The sequence below is a fragment of the Pusillimonas sp. DMV24BSW_D genome (assembly GCF_011388195.1).
Lineage (GTDB): Bacteria > Pseudomonadota > Gammaproteobacteria > Burkholderiales > Burkholderiaceae_B > Neopusillimonas > Neopusillimonas aestuarii.
On sequence record NZ_CP049990.1, the window covers coordinates 3,033,336 to 3,051,184 of the forward strand.

General features: G+C 54.4%; 14 protein-coding genes. 3 read left to right on the forward strand and 11 right to left on the reverse strand.

Features of this window, described 5'->3' with window-relative positions:
* Window positions 1–20: 20 nt before the first annotated feature.
* From murJ to coq7, 5 genes are all read right to left on the reverse strand, one after another.
* Window positions 21–1,379 carry a murein biosynthesis integral membrane protein MurJ gene (gene murJ / locus G9Q38_RS14525; protein WP_205962308.1) on the reverse strand — a complete coding sequence of 453 codons (1,359 nt, stop codon included), beginning with the start codon at window positions 1,377–1,379 and terminating at the stop codon, window positions 21–23.
* Window position 1,380: 1 nt separating this feature from the next.
* Window positions 1,381–2,406, reverse strand: coding sequence for an SDR family oxidoreductase (locus G9Q38_RS14530; RefSeq protein WP_166132159.1), 1,026 nt, complete (start codon window positions 2,404–2,406; stop codon window positions 1,381–1,383).
* A 16-nt stretch (window positions 2,407–2,422) separates the two neighbouring features.
* Complete coding sequence (tviB, locus tag G9Q38_RS14535; protein ID WP_166132160.1) at window positions 2,423–3,697, reverse strand: Vi polysaccharide biosynthesis UDP-N-acetylglucosamine C-6 dehydrogenase TviB; 1,275 nt, start codon at window positions 3,695–3,697, stop codon at window positions 2,423–2,425.
* Between the two features lie 44 nt (window positions 3,698–3,741).
* On the reverse strand, window positions 3,742–4,821 hold the full coding sequence (locus G9Q38_RS14540) for an MraY family glycosyltransferase (protein ID WP_166132441.1): 1,080 nt from the start codon (window positions 4,819–4,821) through the stop codon (window positions 3,742–3,744).
* Between the two features lie 536 nt (window positions 4,822–5,357).
* Complete coding sequence (coq7, locus tag G9Q38_RS14545) at window positions 5,358–6,020, reverse strand: 2-polyprenyl-3-methyl-6-methoxy-1,4-benzoquinone monooxygenase (RefSeq protein ID WP_166132442.1); 663 nt, start codon at window positions 6,018–6,020, stop codon at window positions 5,358–5,360.
* 178 nt (window positions 6,021–6,198) lie between these two features.
* Here coq7 and G9Q38_RS14550 point away from each other — a divergent pair, with 178 nt between their 5' ends.
* From G9Q38_RS14550 to G9Q38_RS14560, 3 genes are read left to right on the forward strand one after another with little or no spacing between them, the layout of a single operon-like run.
* Entirely contained in the window at window positions 6,199–6,645 is a 447-nt protein-coding gene (locus G9Q38_RS14550) for an OsmC family protein (protein ID WP_166132161.1), read from the forward strand.
* 5 nt (window positions 6,646–6,650) lie between these two features.
* Window positions 6,651–7,445 (forward strand): thymidylate synthase, encoded by a 795-nt coding sequence (locus G9Q38_RS14555; RefSeq protein WP_166132162.1) that lies wholly within the window; start codon window positions 6,651–6,653, stop codon window positions 7,443–7,445.
* A gap of 32 nt (window positions 7,446–7,477) precedes the next feature.
* Window positions 7,478–7,981: a dihydrofolate reductase gene (locus G9Q38_RS14560; protein ID WP_166132163.1), complete on the forward strand. Its 504-nt coding sequence runs from the start codon at window positions 7,478–7,480 to the stop codon at window positions 7,979–7,981.
* On the opposite strand, the gene gcvH is transcribed toward G9Q38_RS14560, so the two are convergent.
* From gcvH to G9Q38_RS14590, 6 genes are read right to left on the reverse strand one after another with little or no spacing between them, the layout of a single operon-like run.
* A complete protein-coding gene (gene gcvH, locus G9Q38_RS14565; protein ID WP_166132164.1) occupies window positions 7,960–8,334 on the reverse strand; it encodes a glycine cleavage system protein GcvH in 375 nt (124 codons plus the stop codon). The two genes, G9Q38_RS14560 and gcvH, sit on opposite strands and share 22 nt — an antisense overlap.
* Window positions 8,331–9,572, reverse strand: coding sequence for a BaiN/RdsA family NAD(P)/FAD-dependent oxidoreductase (locus G9Q38_RS14570; RefSeq protein ID WP_166132443.1), 1,242 nt, complete (start codon window positions 9,570–9,572; stop codon window positions 8,331–8,333). The genes gcvH and G9Q38_RS14570 overlap by 4 nt, the downstream gene beginning before the upstream one ends.
* An 8-nt stretch (window positions 9,573–9,580) precedes the next feature.
* A complete protein-coding gene (locus tag G9Q38_RS14575; protein ID WP_166132165.1) occupies window positions 9,581–11,848 on the reverse strand; it encodes an arginine/lysine/ornithine decarboxylase in 2,268 nt (755 codons plus the stop codon).
* 10 nt (window positions 11,849–11,858) lie between these two features.
* Window positions 11,859–12,425, reverse strand: a complete 567-nt coding sequence (gene dcd, locus G9Q38_RS14580) for a dCTP deaminase (RefSeq protein WP_114421497.1) — start codon at window positions 12,423–12,425, stop codon at window positions 11,859–11,861.
* A gap of 45 nt (window positions 12,426–12,470) precedes the next feature.
* A complete protein-coding gene (locus G9Q38_RS14585; RefSeq protein WP_228276149.1) occupies window positions 12,471–16,073 on the reverse strand; it encodes a translocation/assembly module TamB domain-containing protein in 3,603 nt (1,200 codons plus the stop codon).
* Complete coding sequence (locus G9Q38_RS14590) at window positions 16,070–17,842, reverse strand: autotransporter assembly complex protein TamA (protein WP_166132166.1); 1,773 nt, start codon at window positions 17,840–17,842, stop codon at window positions 16,070–16,072. Before G9Q38_RS14590 ends, G9Q38_RS14585 begins: the two co-directional genes overlap by 4 nt.
* Window positions 17,843–17,849: the final 7 nt, after the last annotated feature.

Genomic DNA, 17,849 nt, shown 5'->3' on the forward strand with positions numbered 1-17,849 from the left:
CCAATTCCTTCTGAATACGACTATTGCGCAGGGCCGGACGCCGCTTCGCTTGCAACAGGCTTGAGCGCAGCCAAAACATAGCAACCATATGACAATGCATACATACACGCTGTTGCCAACATCACGCCCTGCAAGCCCATAGCTGACCCCAGTAAGGGGTTCAATAACGCCTTGAGCGCAAAATTCCCTAATGCAATGACCGCCATAATGCGGTAACGATTCTGGCTGGCAAGTAATTGAACCAGCACCAGAACACCGAAATAAAACGGCATTTGCAGCAGGCCCCAACGAAACACCCCCGCAACCCTTAGGGTGTCTTGTGCCGTAAAAGCGCCACGCTCGAACAATAAACTCACACCCCACGGCGCAAGCAACCATCCCACCAGCGCAGCCGCCATACCCATGCCCAGCATGAGAACAGACCATTTCAAAGCCATGCGCCGGCCCTGTGCGGCATCACCCCGACTGTGGATGTCCGACAGCACAGGCAAGGCGGCACGCCCAACCGACACCGCGCCCAAACCTAGCAACAACGCCAAAATGCGGTTTGCATAACCCAACGTGGCGTTGGCATTGCGACCTAACTCGGCTGCAGTATATTGATCCAAAGGCCCCACGATGCTCATGGCAACCTGCCCTACCAGCATGATGCCCGCGGCAGCCACCAACTGAGGCCAATAAGGCGATTGAAAACCCAACCGGGGCGTGACGCCCACGTTATCGGCGCGCGAGGCCAGCCACAACAACCAGGCCGACTGAATCATGTAACCAACTAACGTACCCCAAAGCAAAGGCCCAACATCGGCCGCCGTTGCCGCCAACATGACCCAAACCAAAATCAGCAAAGCCGGAATACTGTCGAGCAGCGTATTGATATGCCGCTCGTGCGCCCGCAACCGCGCAGAACTGACACCGGCCACCAGCGTTAGCAAGGCCACGGGAGCGAACGCCAGCATAAGCTCCTGACTCATCGCCCGCGTATTGGCCGTTAAGTCGGCACCCACCCATTCGAGCACCCAGGACCAGGCAAAATACAACCCTACTGCCAACAAGGCCCCAACGGTTAACGTAACGCCGAACAGTTCCTGCAAGAAGCGCTCGCGCGTTTGCTGCGACTGGCGCTTTAACTTCACCAAAACCGGAATCAAAACCACCGAAAGAACACCAATGGCGGTAACCGGCAACCACCCTGCCATGGTGAGCGTGAACTGGTAAGCATCCACCACGTCGGAAATACCATAGCGGTACGCTACGGCCATTTCCTTGAATGCACCGACGAACTTACCCAGCAGCAGAAAGAAGGCGACCCGCATGGCACCCCGCGCAATGCGCTTATGGTCGGATCCCAGGCGGGTCAGGCGGTCACGAATGATTTTCAAATTAACTTAAAAACTGAATGTACCAAGGCATGGCTTTTTCAAGCCCCTGAATAATGCTGAACTGCGGCTCATACCCCAACAGCTTCCCGGCTTTACTGATGTCGGCCTGTGAATGACGCACATCACCGGCCCGGAAATCGCCATATTCGGGGCGGCGATCATATGAAACCCCGTTCTTGGCAAGCGTTGTGACCAGGTAATCAAACAACTGATTCAGGCTGGTACGTGCGTTAAACGCCACGTTATAAACCTGATTCACGGCATCGCCTGAGGCGGCTGCAGCAAGCACGTTCATTTGCACAACATTGTCTACAAAGCAAAAGTCGCGGCTGGTTTCTCCATCCCCGTTGATATGCACGGCCTCATTACGAATCATCGCACCAATCCAGCGCGGTATCACGGCCGCATAAGCACCATCCGGGGTTTGGCGAGGGCCAAAAACGTTGAAGTATCGCAAGCCAATACTGTTGAAACCGTATGAGCGCGCAAAAACGCTGGCATAAAGTTCGTTCACGTATTTGGTTACCGCGTAAGGGGAAAGCGGCTGGCCGATGCGCTCTTCGATCTTCGGCAATGCTTCGTGGTCACCATACGTTGAACTGGAGGCCGCATACACGAAAGACTTTACTTTGGCGTCACGCGCCGCGATCAACATATTAAGAAAACCGGAAATATTGACGGCATTCGTAGTAGCCGGATCATTCAGGGAGCGCGGCACCGAACCCAGCGCCGCCTGATGCAACACATAATCCACCCCCTGCACCGCCGCGCGACAATGCTCGGGATCGCGAATATCACCCTCGATAAAGCGAAAACGCCCCCATGCCTGGTCACCGACGTTTCGCTGCACCTCATCAAGATTGTGTCGAAAGCCGGTAGCGAAATTATCCAGGCCGACGACTGTTTGACCCATTTTCAGCAATGCCTCAAGCAGGTTCGACCCAATAAATCCCGCGCATCCGGTTACCAGCCAAACACCCGGCTCGTGTTGAAACTGCTTAACAACATCTTGAAAGCGTTCACTCATAGCGCCCTGCTCTTTCTTATAAACGTAGGTCGGCTTCTTGCGCCGTTAGTAAGTACTTCAGGTCGTACAGCACATGCGGGGTTTTGCCCAACGCCCGGATTTTGTCGACGCCCATTTGAACGAACTCATTATGTGCCACCGCCAGCACGATGGCGTCGTAAGCACCTTGCTGCGGCTCTTTCACAGGCGTGATGCCATACTCTTCGCGAGCTTCATCGGCATCGACCCAGGGGTCGTACACATCGACCTGCGTACTGTAGTCGCTTAGCTCATTCACAATGTCCACCACCCGTGTGTTGCGCAAATCGGGACAGTTTTCCTTGAACGCCAGGCCCATCACAAGAATGCGCGAATCCTGCACCTGGATGCGTCGTTTGGTCATGGCCTTGATCAGTTGCGACGCCACATAGCCGCCCATTGAGTCGTTCAACCGACGGCCGGCCAGAATAATTTCAGGATGGTAGCCAATGGCTTGGGCTTTATGCGTTAAATAGTAAGGATCAACACCAATGCAGTGCCCCCCAACCAAACCGGGGCGAAACGGCAAAAAGTTCCATTTGGTTCCGGCCGCCTCCAGCACCGCCTGAGTATCAATACCCATTTTGTTGAAGATCAGGGCAAGCTCATTAATGAGTGCAATATTGACATCGCGCTGGGTGTTTTCAATCACTTTGGCCGCCTCGGCAACACGAATCGATGAAGCCTTGTGCGTGCCGGCGACGATAATTTCACGATAAAGCGCATCAACCAATTCGGCCACTTCAGGCGTTGAGCCCGATGTGACCTTCTTAATGGTTGCAACACGATGCTGTTTATCACCCGGATTTATGCGTTCAGGGCTATAACCGGCATAGAAATCCTCATTGAATTTCAAGCCCGACACACGCTCCAGTACAGGTACGCAATCTTCTTCGGTTGCGCCGGGATAAACAGTTGACTCATAAATAACAATGTCGCCCCGCTTAAGCACCTTACCGATCGTTTCACTGGCCCGCACCAATGGCGTAAGATCCGGTTGTTTGTAATCATCAATGGGGGTGGGAACCGTCACAATAAATACGTTGGCCTTAGCCAGTTCAGACGTCGTATGCGTAAAGCTTAGGTGTGATGCTTGTGCCAACTCCTCGGGCTCTACTTCACGGGTATGGTCTTTACCTTGCTGCAACTCGGCAATACGGCGCATATTAATATCAAAGCCCAACACCGGGCGTTTTTTGCCAAACTCAACGGCCAACGGCAAGCCAACATAGCCCAGGCCGACAACCGCCAATTTCACGTCTGCAATCTGCAACTTATTCTCCTTGTTTGCGCAAACACACAAAAATTCAATTTCGTTTAATCCGGCTTTTTTGTTTTACCGATAGACGGCAACAACAGCCAGGAGGGACCGCGCCAGGAAACCAGGCGCGAATACAACCAGATATATACCAAAGAAAACACCAGCAGGCTGATGCATAGAATCAGCGTGCTGTCCCACCAAATCGTTGCAGGCACCAAACCAATTAGCGTAAGAACCCACAAATACGGCGACGCCATAGCGTTACACAGCGCCGGCACGGCATGACGGCTGTCGCGACTGAATGTCACGCGTACCAAGCGTCGGAAAACCAGTTGATGCAAATGCAAGGCGTCGGGTTGATCAATGGGCGTACCGCGTTTGAATCGACGGCGCCATATGGAAAACAGTGTTTCGAATACCGGATAAAACAGGACGGCCAGCGCATAGAATGGCGATACGCCGGGGTTTCTAACCACGAGCTGCACGGCCAGTTCGGCCAACATAAAGCCCAGGAAATAAGCGCCCCCATCGCCCAAAAATACACGACCAAAAGGGAAATTCCAAACCAGGAACCCCAAGGTGGCCGAGGCCAACGCCGCTGAAATCAGAAAGATAGGAATGTCTTGCACCTGCAATGCCACCAACCCAATGGAAATGGCCATTAAGGTTGCCACCATGCCGGCCAGCCCGTTCATGCCGTCAACAATATTCAGTGCGTGGGTACAGCCGCCAACCGCCAGCATTGTGAATATCAGCGACACCGGCCACCAAGCCAGTAGCCAGTCGACACTGGGTATGCCGACACGTGACACACCCCCTATCAGCCACCAGGCGATTGCCGCCGACAAAAAAGCCGCCAACAGGCGTTTGCCGGCACCAACATCTTTCGTTATGTCTTCAAGCAATCCTGCAACAAAAACGGGCATGGCGGCAATAAACAATACCGGCCAAAGCCAGGTGAGTGTCATGTTGCTTGGGCCGAGCACCAACAGCCCTGCCAGGCTGCCGGCAACCACCGCCAAGCCCCCTACGCGGGGCGTTGAACGGCTGTGGGACGCCTGTGGTTTTTTGAAATCCACATCGCCCGTAAGCTTGCCGTGCCAGCGTTCCGAGGCAACAATCAGCCCCCCCACCATGAAGGCGACAACACAAATGTAGAGCCAGGTTACAGTATCCCAAGTTTGAGGATTGGTCACATTATTACCATGCGTGATGAAATTGATTACATTATGAAGTGACTTTCTTGGCTCTACCTTGCTACGTGCAAGCAGATGCAACGAGAAATGTTACATCAAAACAGGGTAAAAATAGGGGTTAGCCCTGATTCAGGCAAAAAAAAGCCCGAGATCTAAGATCTCGGGCTAAATCCACCAAAGGAGGAGGGTGGAGGAGACAACCTTGGCATGCCGGGCTACGAAGACTTTTTGTCTGAGCCACCATGATTCAACTGGGGAAAACCCTTTGCAATCATGTTTCGACATCCGATAAGCAAATTGTATTTGAAAAAATGTTGCGATGCAAGATATTTTTTGTCCTACAACTTTTTTACAACATTGCCGTCTTCAAACACACATAAATTCCTAACGACAAACGCAGTTTAACCTAGGGTTAATCCTAGGTCAATACTCAGCATGCATACAAATTGCAATTTGTTGCAAAATTAGCACCCTACCTAGATACGGTACGCCGTTGTCGTCATGACTTTAGACATCAGTTTCATCGCGCATCGAAACGGTATAGGCAATTTTCGTGCACCGGCTGCTTCAGCTTTATGACGATGCGCAATTTCATCTTGCCGCATTTGTTCCACAATGGCGCGCGATCGACCGTCATCGACCGGTAGTGCCTTTAAATGACGATTCAAATGTTGTTCAACCTGTGACTCGGTTTCAGCCATAAAGCCCAGATTCGACGCCGTGCCGGCGCGGCCGGCCAACGCACCCAATGCGAAAGAGCCGGCATACCAGAACGGATTCAAATAGCTGCGATGACTATTTAACTGGGTCAGACGATCATTACACCAGGCCAGGTGATCGACCTCTTCCTGAGCCGCCTCATGCAGCACAGCCTGCGTTGATGCGTCGCGACAAAAATAAGCTTGCCCGCGATACAAAGCCTGGGCGCAAACTTCACCTACATGGTTAACCCGCATTAAACCCGCCGAGTGACGACGATCGGTATCATTAAGCGGCGCTTCATCAGCCTGTAGCGGCCCTGCGGGATTGGGGCGCACCGCATGCGCCACACCACTCAGCACTTCAAGGGCTCTGCCCAATTCAATCAAACCTTTGTCAACCGGGTTGAAGTGACGACGAACGTTTTGGCCTGCCTGCATATAATCACCCTGAACATAAGCACTACCCTGCAATAACAGGGCCATGCACACAACAATCAATATGAAAATGGTACAACGAGATTTGCGATCTGGGTAAATCCGTCGCAGCGTTATGCATTACTATCTTTCTTTTACGTTCCACGCTCCGCCAGGGGCCGAATTATAGGTGTCAAACACAATGGAATGCACGATCGACTGGGGTGGCCCGGACGGAATGCTGTTTGTGGCCCGCACAGGAAGCGGCCATGTCGCCGCCATGGACGGCGCACCCGAGGGGGGCGGCAATAATCTTGCGCCCCGCCCGATGGAAATGATGCTCACGGGTGCCGGCGGGTGTGCCGCCTACGACGTGGTGCTCATTTTAAAACGCGGCCGGCACGCTGTAACAGGCTGCCGCGTTAAGCTTTCGGCCGAACGCGCCGAAACCGACCCCAAAGTCTTCACCCGAATTCATTTCGACTTTAAGGTAAGCGGGCGCAATCTGCCTCAAGCCGCCGTAGAAAGGGCCGTACGACTGTCGCACGACAAATACTGCTCGGCCTCGGCCATATTAGCCAAAACAGCCGACATCACCCATGCGGTCACCGTGCTCGACCAAGCCGAACCTGAAACCTCGTCACAGTAATCACTATGCAACAGTACGAAAATTTCATGCGCCACGTGTATGAGAACGGCACGCTGAAAACCGACCGCACCGGCACAGGCACGCGCTCTGTTTTCGGCTACCAAATGCGTTTCGATCTGGCGCAAGGGTTCCCGCTGGTCACCACCAAAAAACTGCATACCAAGAGTATTTTCATTGAACTCTTGTGGTTTTTGCGGGGCGACAACAATGCAAAATGGCTGCAAGAGCGCGGGGTAAGCATCTGGAATGAATGGGCCGGGCCCGATGGCGACCTGGGGCCCATTTACGGTGTTCAATGGCGCTCATGGCCAAAGCCGGGCGGAGGTCACATCGACCAGCTGGCGCAAGTGATTGAGGAAATAAAGCGCAACCCCGACTCGCGCCGGTTGATTGTGTCGGCGTGGAATGTCAGCGATATTCCCAGCATGGCCCTGCCCCCTTGTCATGCTTTCTTCCAGTTCTACGTCGCCGACGGCAAATTGTCGTGCCAGTTGTATCAGCGTAGCGCCGATATCTTCCTGGGTGTGCCTTTCAATATTGCCAGCTATGCGTTACTTACGCATTTGGTTGCTCAGCAATGCAACCTGGAAGTGGGCGAGTTTATCTGGACAGGCGGGGATTGCCATATCTACAGCAACCACTTCAACCAGGTTGAGGAGCAGCTTTCGCGCGAGCCCTATCCCTATCCCAAGTTAACTATCCTGCGTCGCGCACCGTCTTTATTCGACTATGAGTATGAAGACTTCCAAATCACGGAATATCAGGCGCACCCGCATATCAAGGCGCCCGTCGCCGTTTGAATAACGGCCTTCCGGGTCTTATCGAAGCATTTATGAATACGCTCCACCCCCATATCAAATGTATTGTCGCCTACTCGAAGAACCGCGTGATCGGGCGCGACAATACATTGCCCTGGCGCCTGCCATCCGACTTGGCGCATTTCAAAAAAGTCACCATGGGGCAACCCATTATCATGGGTCGGAAAACGTGGGAATCATTGGGGCGCCCCTTGCCCGGAAGACGCAACATTGTGGTGAGCCGCAATGCAAGCTATGAGGCATCGGGTGCGGAAGTCTTTTCCTCGGTTCAACAGGCTATTCAGGCCTGCCACAATGAACCATCGGTTTGCATCATTGGCGGCGCCCAAATTTTTAACGACGCCTTGCCTTTCATCGATGAAATTATTGCCACGGAAATCATGACCGAGGTCGACGGTGATGTGTTTTTTCCCGAACTTGCCGCGTCTGAATGGCGGGAAACCAACCGCCTGCCGCGGGTGGAAGAAAACGGCTACGCGTACGAAATCGCCACGTATCAGTCGGTTAAGGCAGCGTAAGAAGCCGCATCCAGCAAGGTATCAAGGTCGGCGGGGTTGTCTGCTTTGAGCTTAAGAATCCACGTTTCGTCAGGCGCCTCGTTCAGGCTTTCGGGGCGGGTTTCCAGCTCTTTGTTAAAAGCCATGATTGTTCCGCTGACCGGGGCATAAACATCAGACGCCGATTTAACCGATTCCACCACGGCCACCACATCGCCGGCCTTTACCACGCGGCCCTCTTCAACCTCGCCCACAAACATCAAATCACCCAGTTGCTCCTGCGCATGGTCGGTAATTCCCACCAGGAATGTCTCCCCGTCCTGCTTGATCCATTGATGCGATTCCGTATATTTACGATCATTCGGTAAGTTCATTGAAATTCCTTTGCTTTTATTGCCCGGGCACAGGCCACTGCCGATGACCAGGCCCACTGAAAATTGTAGCCGCCCAGCCAACCCGTGACGTCAACAGCTTCACCGACAAAATACAAACCCGCCACTGGCTTGGCTTCCATACTGCGTTGATCAAGGTAACGCGTATCAACACCGCCACGCATCACTTCGGCCTTGCGATAACCCGCTGTACCCGAAGGCACCAAAGACCATTCATGGATATGACGAGCCAAACTGCTCAAGACCGCATTGGGCGCATCCGCCAATCTCATATCACCAATCTGCTTTGGCAAATCGGGCGTATTCTTAAGCCATTGCTCGGCCAATCTTTTCGGCCAGATGGACGCCAGAACCGAAGAAAGCAGTTGCCGATTACCCTGACGCGCCTCTTTCAAAGTTCGTTCAATATCGGCATCCGGAGCCAAGTCCAACACAATAGGCTGACCGGGATTCCAGTAACTGGAAATTTGCAAAATAGCCGGCCCCGACAAGCCCTTATGGGTAAACAGCAAATCCTCATCGAACTGCGTGAGCACCGGCTTGGCAGTGGGTTTGCCCAAAACCGGTGAAGACGTCGACACACGAGCCTCTAACGCCACACCGCTTAAGGTGGAAAAAGGTTGCCATTGCTGCGCATCGAACAACAGCGGCACCAACGCCGGGCGCGGCTCGACCACCTTCAAGCCAAACTGCCTTGCCAGCTTCAACGCAAAGTCGGTTGCGCCTAACTTGGGAATGGCCAAGCCACCCGTTGCAACAACCAGATTTTGCGCGCGAATGGTACCCGCATCGGTACGCAATACAAAAACACTTTCCTGCTGATCAACTTGATGTACCGCACACGGCATGCGCCATGCGACACGGCCTTTGTCACACTCGCTGCGCAACATAGAGATGATGGCTTCGCTGGAATCATTGCAGAATAGCTGCCCACGATGTTTCTCATGCCAGCCAATGCCGTACTGATTCACCAATTGAATGAAGTCATTGGCGGTGTAGCCGGCCAAGGCCGAACGGCAGAAATGCGGATTCTGGGAGATGAAATTCGCCGCCGTTGTTCCCTTGTTGGTGAAATTGCAACGCCCGCCACCCGAAATACGAATTTTTTCCGCCAGACGCTCGGCATGATCGAGCAATACAACCTTAAGGCCGCGCTGCCCGGCAACCGCCGCAGCCATCATGCCGGCGGCGCCGGCACCGATGACGGCAACATCATAAATCGCAGCGGTCACTGTGAATCTTCAATTAAACAATCGACGTAATAGCGCGGCTGATTATCGGGGCCGATATCTTCGGCCAAACCATGCACATAAGTTTCAAAACCGGGAAAACGGGCGTTGAATTCGCGCACAAAGCGCAAGTAGTCAACAATCCTCTTATTGAAACGCTCGCCTGGAATGAGCAAGGGAATACCCGGCGGATAGGGCGTTAACAATACCCCGGTCACCCGGCCGTCAAGGTCGTCGATGGCGACACGCTCAACCTCACGGTGAGCCATCCTGGCATAAGCGTCGGACGGCTTCAACACCGGTTCCATGTCGCTTGTGTACATTTCCGTCGTTAAGCGGGCTACATCGAATTCACGATACGACTCGTGAATTTGCTGACATAAGTCACGCAAGCCCATGCGCTCATAACGACGATTCTCTTTACAAAAATCGGGCAAACTCCGCCACAACGGATGATTGCGATCGTAGTCGTCTTTGAATTGTTGAAGCGCAGTAAGCAATGTGTTCCAGCGGCCTTTTGTAATGCCGATGGTGAACATGATGAAAAAGGAATAAAGCCCGGTTTTTTCAATTACCACGCCATGCTCAGCCAGATATTTCGAGACCAATGCAGCGGGAATGCCCGTTTCTGCAAACGTGCCCGAGATATCCAGCCCTGGGGTCACAATGGTGGCCTTGATGGGGTCGAGCATGTTGAAACCCTTGGCCAACGGACCAAACCCGTGCCATTCGTCGTCGGCTTCCAGCATCCAGTCTTCACGACTGCCGATACCTTCCGAAACCAGGCGCTTGGGGCCCCACACCTTGAACCACCAGTCATTCTTGCCGAACTCGGACTCCACCTTGCGCATCGCACGACGGAATTCCAGCGCTTCGCTGATGCTCTCTTCCACCATGGCCGTCCCGCCGGGCGGTTCCATCATGGCCGCCGCCACGTCGCACGACGCAATAATGGCGTACTGCGGCGAAGTAGACGTATGCATGAGGAATGCTTCGTTGAATACGTTTCGGTCGAGCTTGCGATTTTCCGGTTCCTGAATCGTAATTTGCGAAGCCTGCGACAAACCGGCGAGCAATTTATGAATGGAGTGTGTGGCAAACACCATGGCATCGGTACTGCGCGGACGATCTTTACCGATGGCATGCATGTCTTTGTAGTAATCGTGGAAGGCCGCATGGGGAATCCAGGCCTCATCGAAATGCAGGGTGTCAATTTCAGACCCCACCTTTTCTTTAATCATTTCCACGTTGTAGCTCACACCGTCGTATGTGCTTTGCGTAATGGTAAGAATGCGCGGGCGCTTGTTCTTTACATCGCGCGCGAACGGATTAGCTTCAATTTTGGCGCGAATCGACTCGGGCTCGAACTCTTCTTGCGGAATGGGCCCGATAATACCCAAATGGTTACGCGTGGGGCGCAAAAAGACCGGAATGGCGCCCGTCATGATAATGGCGTGAAGAATCGACTTATGGCAGTTGCGGTCGACCACCACAATATCGTCGTTCGCCACGTTGGCATGCCAGACGATTTTGTTCGACGTTGATGTGCCGTTGGTGACGAAAAAACAATGGTCGGCGTTGAAAATACGGGCGGCATTGCGTTCGGATTCAGCGACCGGGCCGGTGTGATCAAGCAACTGACCCAACTCGTCGACCGCGTTACACACGTCGGCACGCAACATGTTTTCGCCAAAAAACTGGTGAAACATTTGCCCCACCGGGCTTTTCAGAAACGCCACCCCGCCCGAGTGTCCCGGACAGTGCCAGGAATAGGAACCGTCGGAGGCATACTTGAGCAACTCGCGAAAGAAAGGCGGCGCAAGACCGTCGAGATACGCGCGGGCTTCGCGAATGATATGCCGGGCGACGAATTCGGGCGTATCTTCGAACATGTGAATAAAGCCATGCAGTTCACGCAAAATATCGTTCGGGATATGACGTGACGTGCGCGTTTCCCCATAAAGATAGATGGGGATATCCTCGTTACGGAACCGCAATTCGCCAATAAACGAACGCAGGTTCTTGATGGCGTTGGCCACATCTTCAGGCGAGTCGACGTCGAACTCTTCGTCGTCGATCGACAAAATAAAAGCACTGGCGCGGCTTTGCTGCTGGGCAAAGGAACTTAAATCGCCATAACTGGTGACCCCCAGCACTTCCACCCCTTCGGCCTCAATGGCCGCAGCGAGCGCACGAATACCCAGGCCCGAAGCGTTCTCGGAGCGGTAGTCTTCATCGATAATGACGATGGGGAATCGAAATTTCATGCGGCAACTCCTATGCGCGCGGCAGCGTAACACCCTGCTGACCCTGGTACTTGCCACCACGGTCACGGTACGAAGTTTCACAAACCTCGTCGCTTTCTAAAAACAACATTTGGGCGCAACCTTCGCCCGCATACACCTTGGCCGGCAATGGTGTGGTGTTGGAAAACTCAAGTGTAACGTGGCCTTCCCACTCGGGTTCGAGAGGCGTCACGTTCACGATAATCCCGCAGCGCGCGTACGTGCTTTTGCCCAGACATACGGTTAGCACGCTGCGCGGAATACGGAAATATTCCACGGTGCGCGCCAGCGCAAACGAGTTGGGCGGAATAATGCACACGTCGCCTTTGAAATCGACAAACGATTTTTCATCGAACGCCTTGGGGTCGACAATCGTGGAATTGATATTGGTAAAAATCTTGAATTCGTCGGCACAGCGCACATCGTAGCCATAACTGCTTGTGCCGTAGCTCACAATTTTGTTGCCGTTCACACTTCGAACCTGACCCGGCTCGAAAGGCTCAATCATGCCGTGCTCCTGTGCGACACGTCGAATCCAGCGATCACTTTTAATGGACATGCGTTTCCCTTTTTGAATGGGGGTCTATTTTATAGTACAACCCGGTTAATCGCGCGAAAAAGCACGCCAGACCAATGCCAGGCCGCTTACCGTTCCTGCACTTAACTGTGCCGAAAGGCCCCGCGCCAATTGGTAACTTACCCGGCCTACGGTTCCCGTATCCGATAACGCCTGTTCCAGACTTAACGTAAAGCCGCTGGACAAATGCTTGGCCGCCACAACGAACTGCCGCTCAATATCACTGGCGCCGCTATCGAGACCACGCACCACGGTTTCCGCCGGCAGAATACTCCCTACGCTACCCAATTCACCCGAACGCATGCTGACTTCATCCAGGCCGAATTTCTTGTAGAACGGCTCGCCGTCGCCAAGAAACGACGTCCCCACCGAGAACAGCAGCGCCGCATCACCACCCGAATCATCCGGACCGCGTCCGAGCAACAACCAGGAAAGCTTCTGCACATCGGCAACGTCGGGATAAGAAATAAGATTAATTTGCGGCTTGCGCGCGGTACCGGAAACCCGAACCCCTGCCTCAACAGCCACGCCCGTTCGTAAGGCCTCAATATTCAATACGGGACTGGCAATTGGACCCTGGAAAGTAATTGTTCCGCGTCTCAATTGCAGGCGCTGGCCATACGCCTCGATTGCCCCCCCACGGGTACGCAAAACGCCATAAGCCATGGGGCGCCCCTGAGGCGCCATCACAATACGCAACTCTCCAACGAGACCCGAGTCAACACCATAACCGGTTATATAAAAACGTGGGCCCAGGTCGATCAGAATATTCAACGTAATATCGAGTGGCGAGGATTCCTCCTGCTTTTGCCCGGGCCGAATCACAACAACGTCACCATCCAGCGTGGGCACACTGCTTAACATGTCCAAATCAATCCAACCCGCATCCACGTTGAGTTCCCCGTTGATACTCAAGGCCGGCGACGGCATATCGATATCCAGCTTGCCCGTCACCATGGCAAACCGGTCGGAGCGCTGCAAAATGGGGTAGCGGTACAAATCAACCGCCACTTTACCAGCGGAATCCGACACGTCCCAATAGCCTGACAAGGTCAGTTTTCCACCTTGGGCATCGGGGTTTTCGCGTGTCCAGGTTTCGGTCCGCCATTCCTTTGGAACAGCGCGCCGCACAGCAGGGAATTCGAGCCGGTCGAGTACAAAGCGGTCGCCCTCGAAATGCCCGTCCAGTGTCCCTTCAACCAGACGCACGCCATCATCGATACGAATAAATCGGATATTGGTACCCTGCACCTGGCCCTGCATCGCCCACTCGCCACCGGGGCGGCTGCGTGCCGTCAGATCAGCCTGCAAAGCACCACCAATTTCTGTGGCATCGCCAACAAACAAGCTAAGCCAACCAATATTCTGCATCGCCGCCTGAACCCGCACGGTGGTGCCGTCGTCAGGGTTATAAACGAACCCACCGTCGGGCGTCGTACGTAAGAGTGTTTCAACCTGAACCTGGGCCTGCCCCATGCTCTGGGTTTCAATATTCAGATCAACGTCGATACGACTTGCACCGTTTGAGGTGGGTGTTGCAGTTAAATCGGCCTCAAGCGTGCGCAAACCCAGCGGAAACGGCGGATCACCGGGAACAATCATGTCGCCGCCAAGGCGGCGAACCTGCGCTTTACCCGACAAAGCACCCTCGAACCCCAAATCCCAACTCAGGCCGTAAGTCATATCCACCATGTCATTGCGGTCATCCACATCGACAATCACCCGCCCCCGCTCTTGCCCGGGTGCATCTTCCGGCAGTTGCTCACCGACCAAATTCATGACCTCATCAATAAGGCGTCGGGATAGTGTTAAACGTTCAATTTCACCTTGTGTGCGCCACCGCCCAGGTGAAAAACGGGTTTGCCGGTGCTCAATGACCACACTGTTGCGCGACGGCAAAGCCACATCAATGGCGGTATCGCCCAGCGTTAAAAGATAATCGGGCGATTGCGCCTCAGGCGCCACGTTTAATGCCATCGGGCGCTGGGTTGCGATATTGATTCCGGCATGCTCAATACCCAGGCTTGCCAACCGGCCCGCCCAAACACCTTGGCCCGGATTCTGTTCGCTGGCTTTCCACCCCCCTTGCAGTTCAGTTTGCACTGTAATGGGCGCGTCGCCCAGCACGTCACCTCCTTGCGCCCCGGCATCATAACGGCCTTGCAACTTCAGTTGATGGTCCGCCATGTTGCCGTCCAGGCCGGCACTTAACGCCGCACTGCCTTCAAGATCGGGCCAGAAATCGGCCAGACGAGGGGCATCCAAATTAAATTCAAGTGCGCTCAGCTGAAAACCCAGCCCTCCTTTTGCGCTCACCTGATTCGCCCCCAAACGCAAAGCCAAATCCAGATTCTGAATTTCAACAAACTCCGGCGCCGGCACCCACGCCTGAGCACGATCGTTATTCACTGCACGAAAATCCAGGCGCCCGTCCAGCGGCTGCCCGTTCCAGGACGAACTGGGGTCAATCGCCAATTTAACTGCAGCCGTCTCAAGCATGGCTGCATTGCGCAGTTGTACGTCGAAATCCAACGTGGCCGTTAAACTGGCCTGCGGGAGCGCCTCCGGCAAAACCATACCCAGATTCAAACGCTGCAATGCCACTTGCCCAATCAAATGATTCGGATTGACCCCACCCTGATCATTACCCGCCCAGTTAACGTCCCCCTTAAGGGAAGACCCATCACCCAAAACCAGCGACCAATTTGCCGAATGCAAAGGAAACGCTTGTTGCGGATGCAATTGCGCCTCCGCTTGTAGCTGCAGGTCTTGACCTTCACCTTGCAGCGTTATTTTGGCGGCATGCATGGATCCCTCGGCTTGCGCGCGCAAATCAACAGCGCAGAACGTGCTGACCGCATCCAGCTCCGTAGCAGACTCAGAATTTGAGCCGGCGGCTGAATCAGTGTTGGCTGATTCAGCGTCGGTGGAAACCAGGGGTAAATCGGGTAGAAAACGCCGGGCACACAGCAAAGAGTCAGGCTCTTTACTTTTTGCATCGGTTTCAACCCAAACCCGGAACGGCCAGGGGTCGGCAAGCGCCAATAAATGAAACTCCCCCTGCACACTGGCCTCGATATCCTGGCGCCCAAATTCCAACTTACGGAACACCAATTGCGCATCTTCTTTCGAGACGGCCAATGACGCCTCAAGGTTGCGCACGTCGAGCAAAACCGGCTCGTCATTCAACGATACGTTCAGCTTACCCAGGAAAAAGCGGTCGAGCGCTACAGTAACCGGCAATGCGGGCATTGAGAACGGCGCTTCAGACGGCGGCTCGTCTGACTCCAGAATATTCAACGCCAGCTCACCCACCGACAGATTGCTTGCATGTAAGCGACGGTGCCGAAGATCCGGCCAATCAACGCTAAGGGCCAAATCGTGAATCTCAACCTTGGCTGCGGGCGTGTTTAGCACCAGATGACCGACCTCCAAACCGTCCCATAAGCTGCCATCCACACGCTCAACCTGCCCACCAACCAACCCCACGCCCAGCCCAAGCGCCCAACGGGTGCCCGGTTCCGATTTCACCACCCAAAACCCAAAACCCGCAACGACCATGAGCAACAGCACCAAAGCCGGGCCGAGCCAGATAAGGACACTACGCAAGAACCGTAGAATAAATCTCAAAATGCAACACCCAGAGAAAAATGCAGCCTCAGACGGCGATCTTTCTGGCCGTAAGCCAGGTCTATCATGAACGGACCCGCAGGTGTGCGCAAGAGCGCGCCAATGCCGTAGCCGTAATGCATGTCCATATCACGAAACGACGTCGTGGCATCGCCCGCGTCGAAAAAGGCACTCATGCCGAACAGGTCGTTGAAATAATGCATATATTCAATGCTGGCCACCGCCAGTGCGGGCGCCCCGATAATGGCGTCGCCGCGTGGCAGACCAATACTGTTATAGCGATACCCGCGAATGGTACGCGCGCCGCCGGTGCGAAACCCGAAATCTTCCGGCAGGCGATCGGTCTGCGACCAGACCTTACCCACCTCGGCGCGGAACGTCAGCACATCGCGCTTGCCGATCGGCCACCATTGTTGCGCCCGTAAACCCGTGCGATAAAAAGGCTCGTGTTTATCCAATGTGACACCGGCGCCCAAATCCAGTTCAACCAGATTGCCCTCGCGAGGATCATATTTATCGTTTACGTCGCGTCGCAACCATTGCCAACCACCAACCAACGTGGGCACGTCATACCCCTCGGCGCCTTCAATTCGGGTGCGGTCATGCGCCACCAACATACTCCATTGGGTTTCGTACTCAACCCGACTGTCACCGGCGGCCTTGCGCGACTGATTGCGCCGCCACCCCAGGCCATAGCGTGTGGTATCCAGGCCTTCAATATCGGAATGGCTTGCCAGCACGCCGAAACTGTCGCGATAACCGCTGGCAGAGGGGGGCAAGTGCACATCGAAGAAAAACCGTTGCCGGTTTTTATCCACCCCGACCCCGGTTTCAATCCACACAGGCAAGCCAAACACGACATTCTGGCGATACAGGGCCTCGGCACGCACGCCGTTATCGCTATCCACCCCCAGCGATGCACCGTAACGTCGGGCCGGCGCCTCGGTGACCCGCACAACAAGCGGCATTTCAACATCGCCGTTATCAAGCGTTTCGCGCGACTGTTCGCGACTGTCCATCACAACAAACGCACCGCGAAAAAATGCCGTGGTTTGCAACGCTTGTTGCCACTCATCCAGACGGTCTTGGTCGTACGGCTCGCCCCGCGTGTATTGCACGTAACGCTCAATTAATGATTCCGGCACACGCTTCAGGCCGATAAGCCGCAATTTACCCATTCGCACCCGCGGCCCGCTATCGACCTGCACCTTAAGATCGGCTTTGGCCTCAACCGCCTCGACCGTCGCTTGTGAATGCGCAATGCGCGCCAGCAGAAAATCTTTGCGGCTAACCTCATCGAGCAACGCCGTTTTCGCCTGGCTCCATTGCTCGTTGATGAAAGGCATGCCTTCATCCAACGGCCAATCTTCTTTTAAGGTATTAACCCTTCCGGTAAATTCGGGTTCGGCAATTTTGCCGCGAAAACCAATATCTACGGAACGAACGTCGGTACGCGGCCCAGGCTCGATGGTGATATCCCACGTTTCACCCAAGGTATCCTGCCCCACCAACAAATCGACCTTGGACGAAAAATACCCCTGCGTTTCCAGGGCGGAAACAGTAGCATCACGCGCCCGACGTCTTAAACGCGTGACTTCGCCGCCGTCCTGGTCTTCGGCCAGACGCGTAATGGCATCAACTGCCCCGGTAATGGCCTGCAAGGCCTCGGGAGGCACACCGCCCGGGTCGATGACAACGTCGGGCGGCTCCGCCGCCAAAACCGGTTGCAGTGATAACGCCAACACGAACGCAAGTGCACGCAATCGCATTCAAATG

Bases quoted from the DNA above. Each gene is read 5' to 3' on its own strand.
- G9Q38_RS14530 (WP_166132159.1), bottom strand. From the start codon at position 2,406: ATGAGTGAACGCTTTCAAGATGTTGTTAAGCAGTTTCAACACGAGCCG.
- G9Q38_RS14540 (WP_166132441.1), bottom strand. From the start codon at position 4,821: ATGGTGGGGGGGCTGATTGTTGCCTCGGAACGCTGGCACGGCAAGCTT.
- coq7 (WP_166132442.1), bottom strand. From the start codon at position 6,020: ATGCAGGCAGGCCAAAACGTTCGTCGTCACTTCAACCCGGTTGACAAA.
- G9Q38_RS14550 (WP_166132161.1), top strand. From the start codon at position 6,199: ATGGAATGCACGATCGACTGGGGTGGCCCGGACGGAATGCTGTTTGTG.
- G9Q38_RS14555 (WP_166132162.1), top strand. From the start codon at position 6,651: ATGCAACAGTACGAAAATTTCATGCGCCACGTGTATGAGAACGGCACG.
- G9Q38_RS14560 (WP_166132163.1), top strand. From the start codon at position 7,478: ATGAATACGCTCCACCCCCATATCAAATGTATTGTCGCCTACTCGAAG.
- gcvH (WP_166132164.1), bottom strand. From the start codon at position 8,334: ATGAACTTACCGAATGATCGTAAATATACGGAATCGCATCAATGGATC.
- G9Q38_RS14575 (WP_166132165.1), bottom strand. From the start codon at position 11,848: ATGAAATTTCGATTCCCCATCGTCATTATCGATGAAGACTACCGCTCC.
- dcd (WP_114421497.1), bottom strand. From the start codon at position 12,425: ATGTCCATTAAAAGTGATCGCTGGATTCGACGTGTCGCACAGGAGCAC.
- G9Q38_RS14590 (WP_166132166.1), bottom strand. From the start codon at position 17,842: ATGCGATTGCGTGCACTTGCGTTCGTGTTGGCGTTATCACTGCAACCG.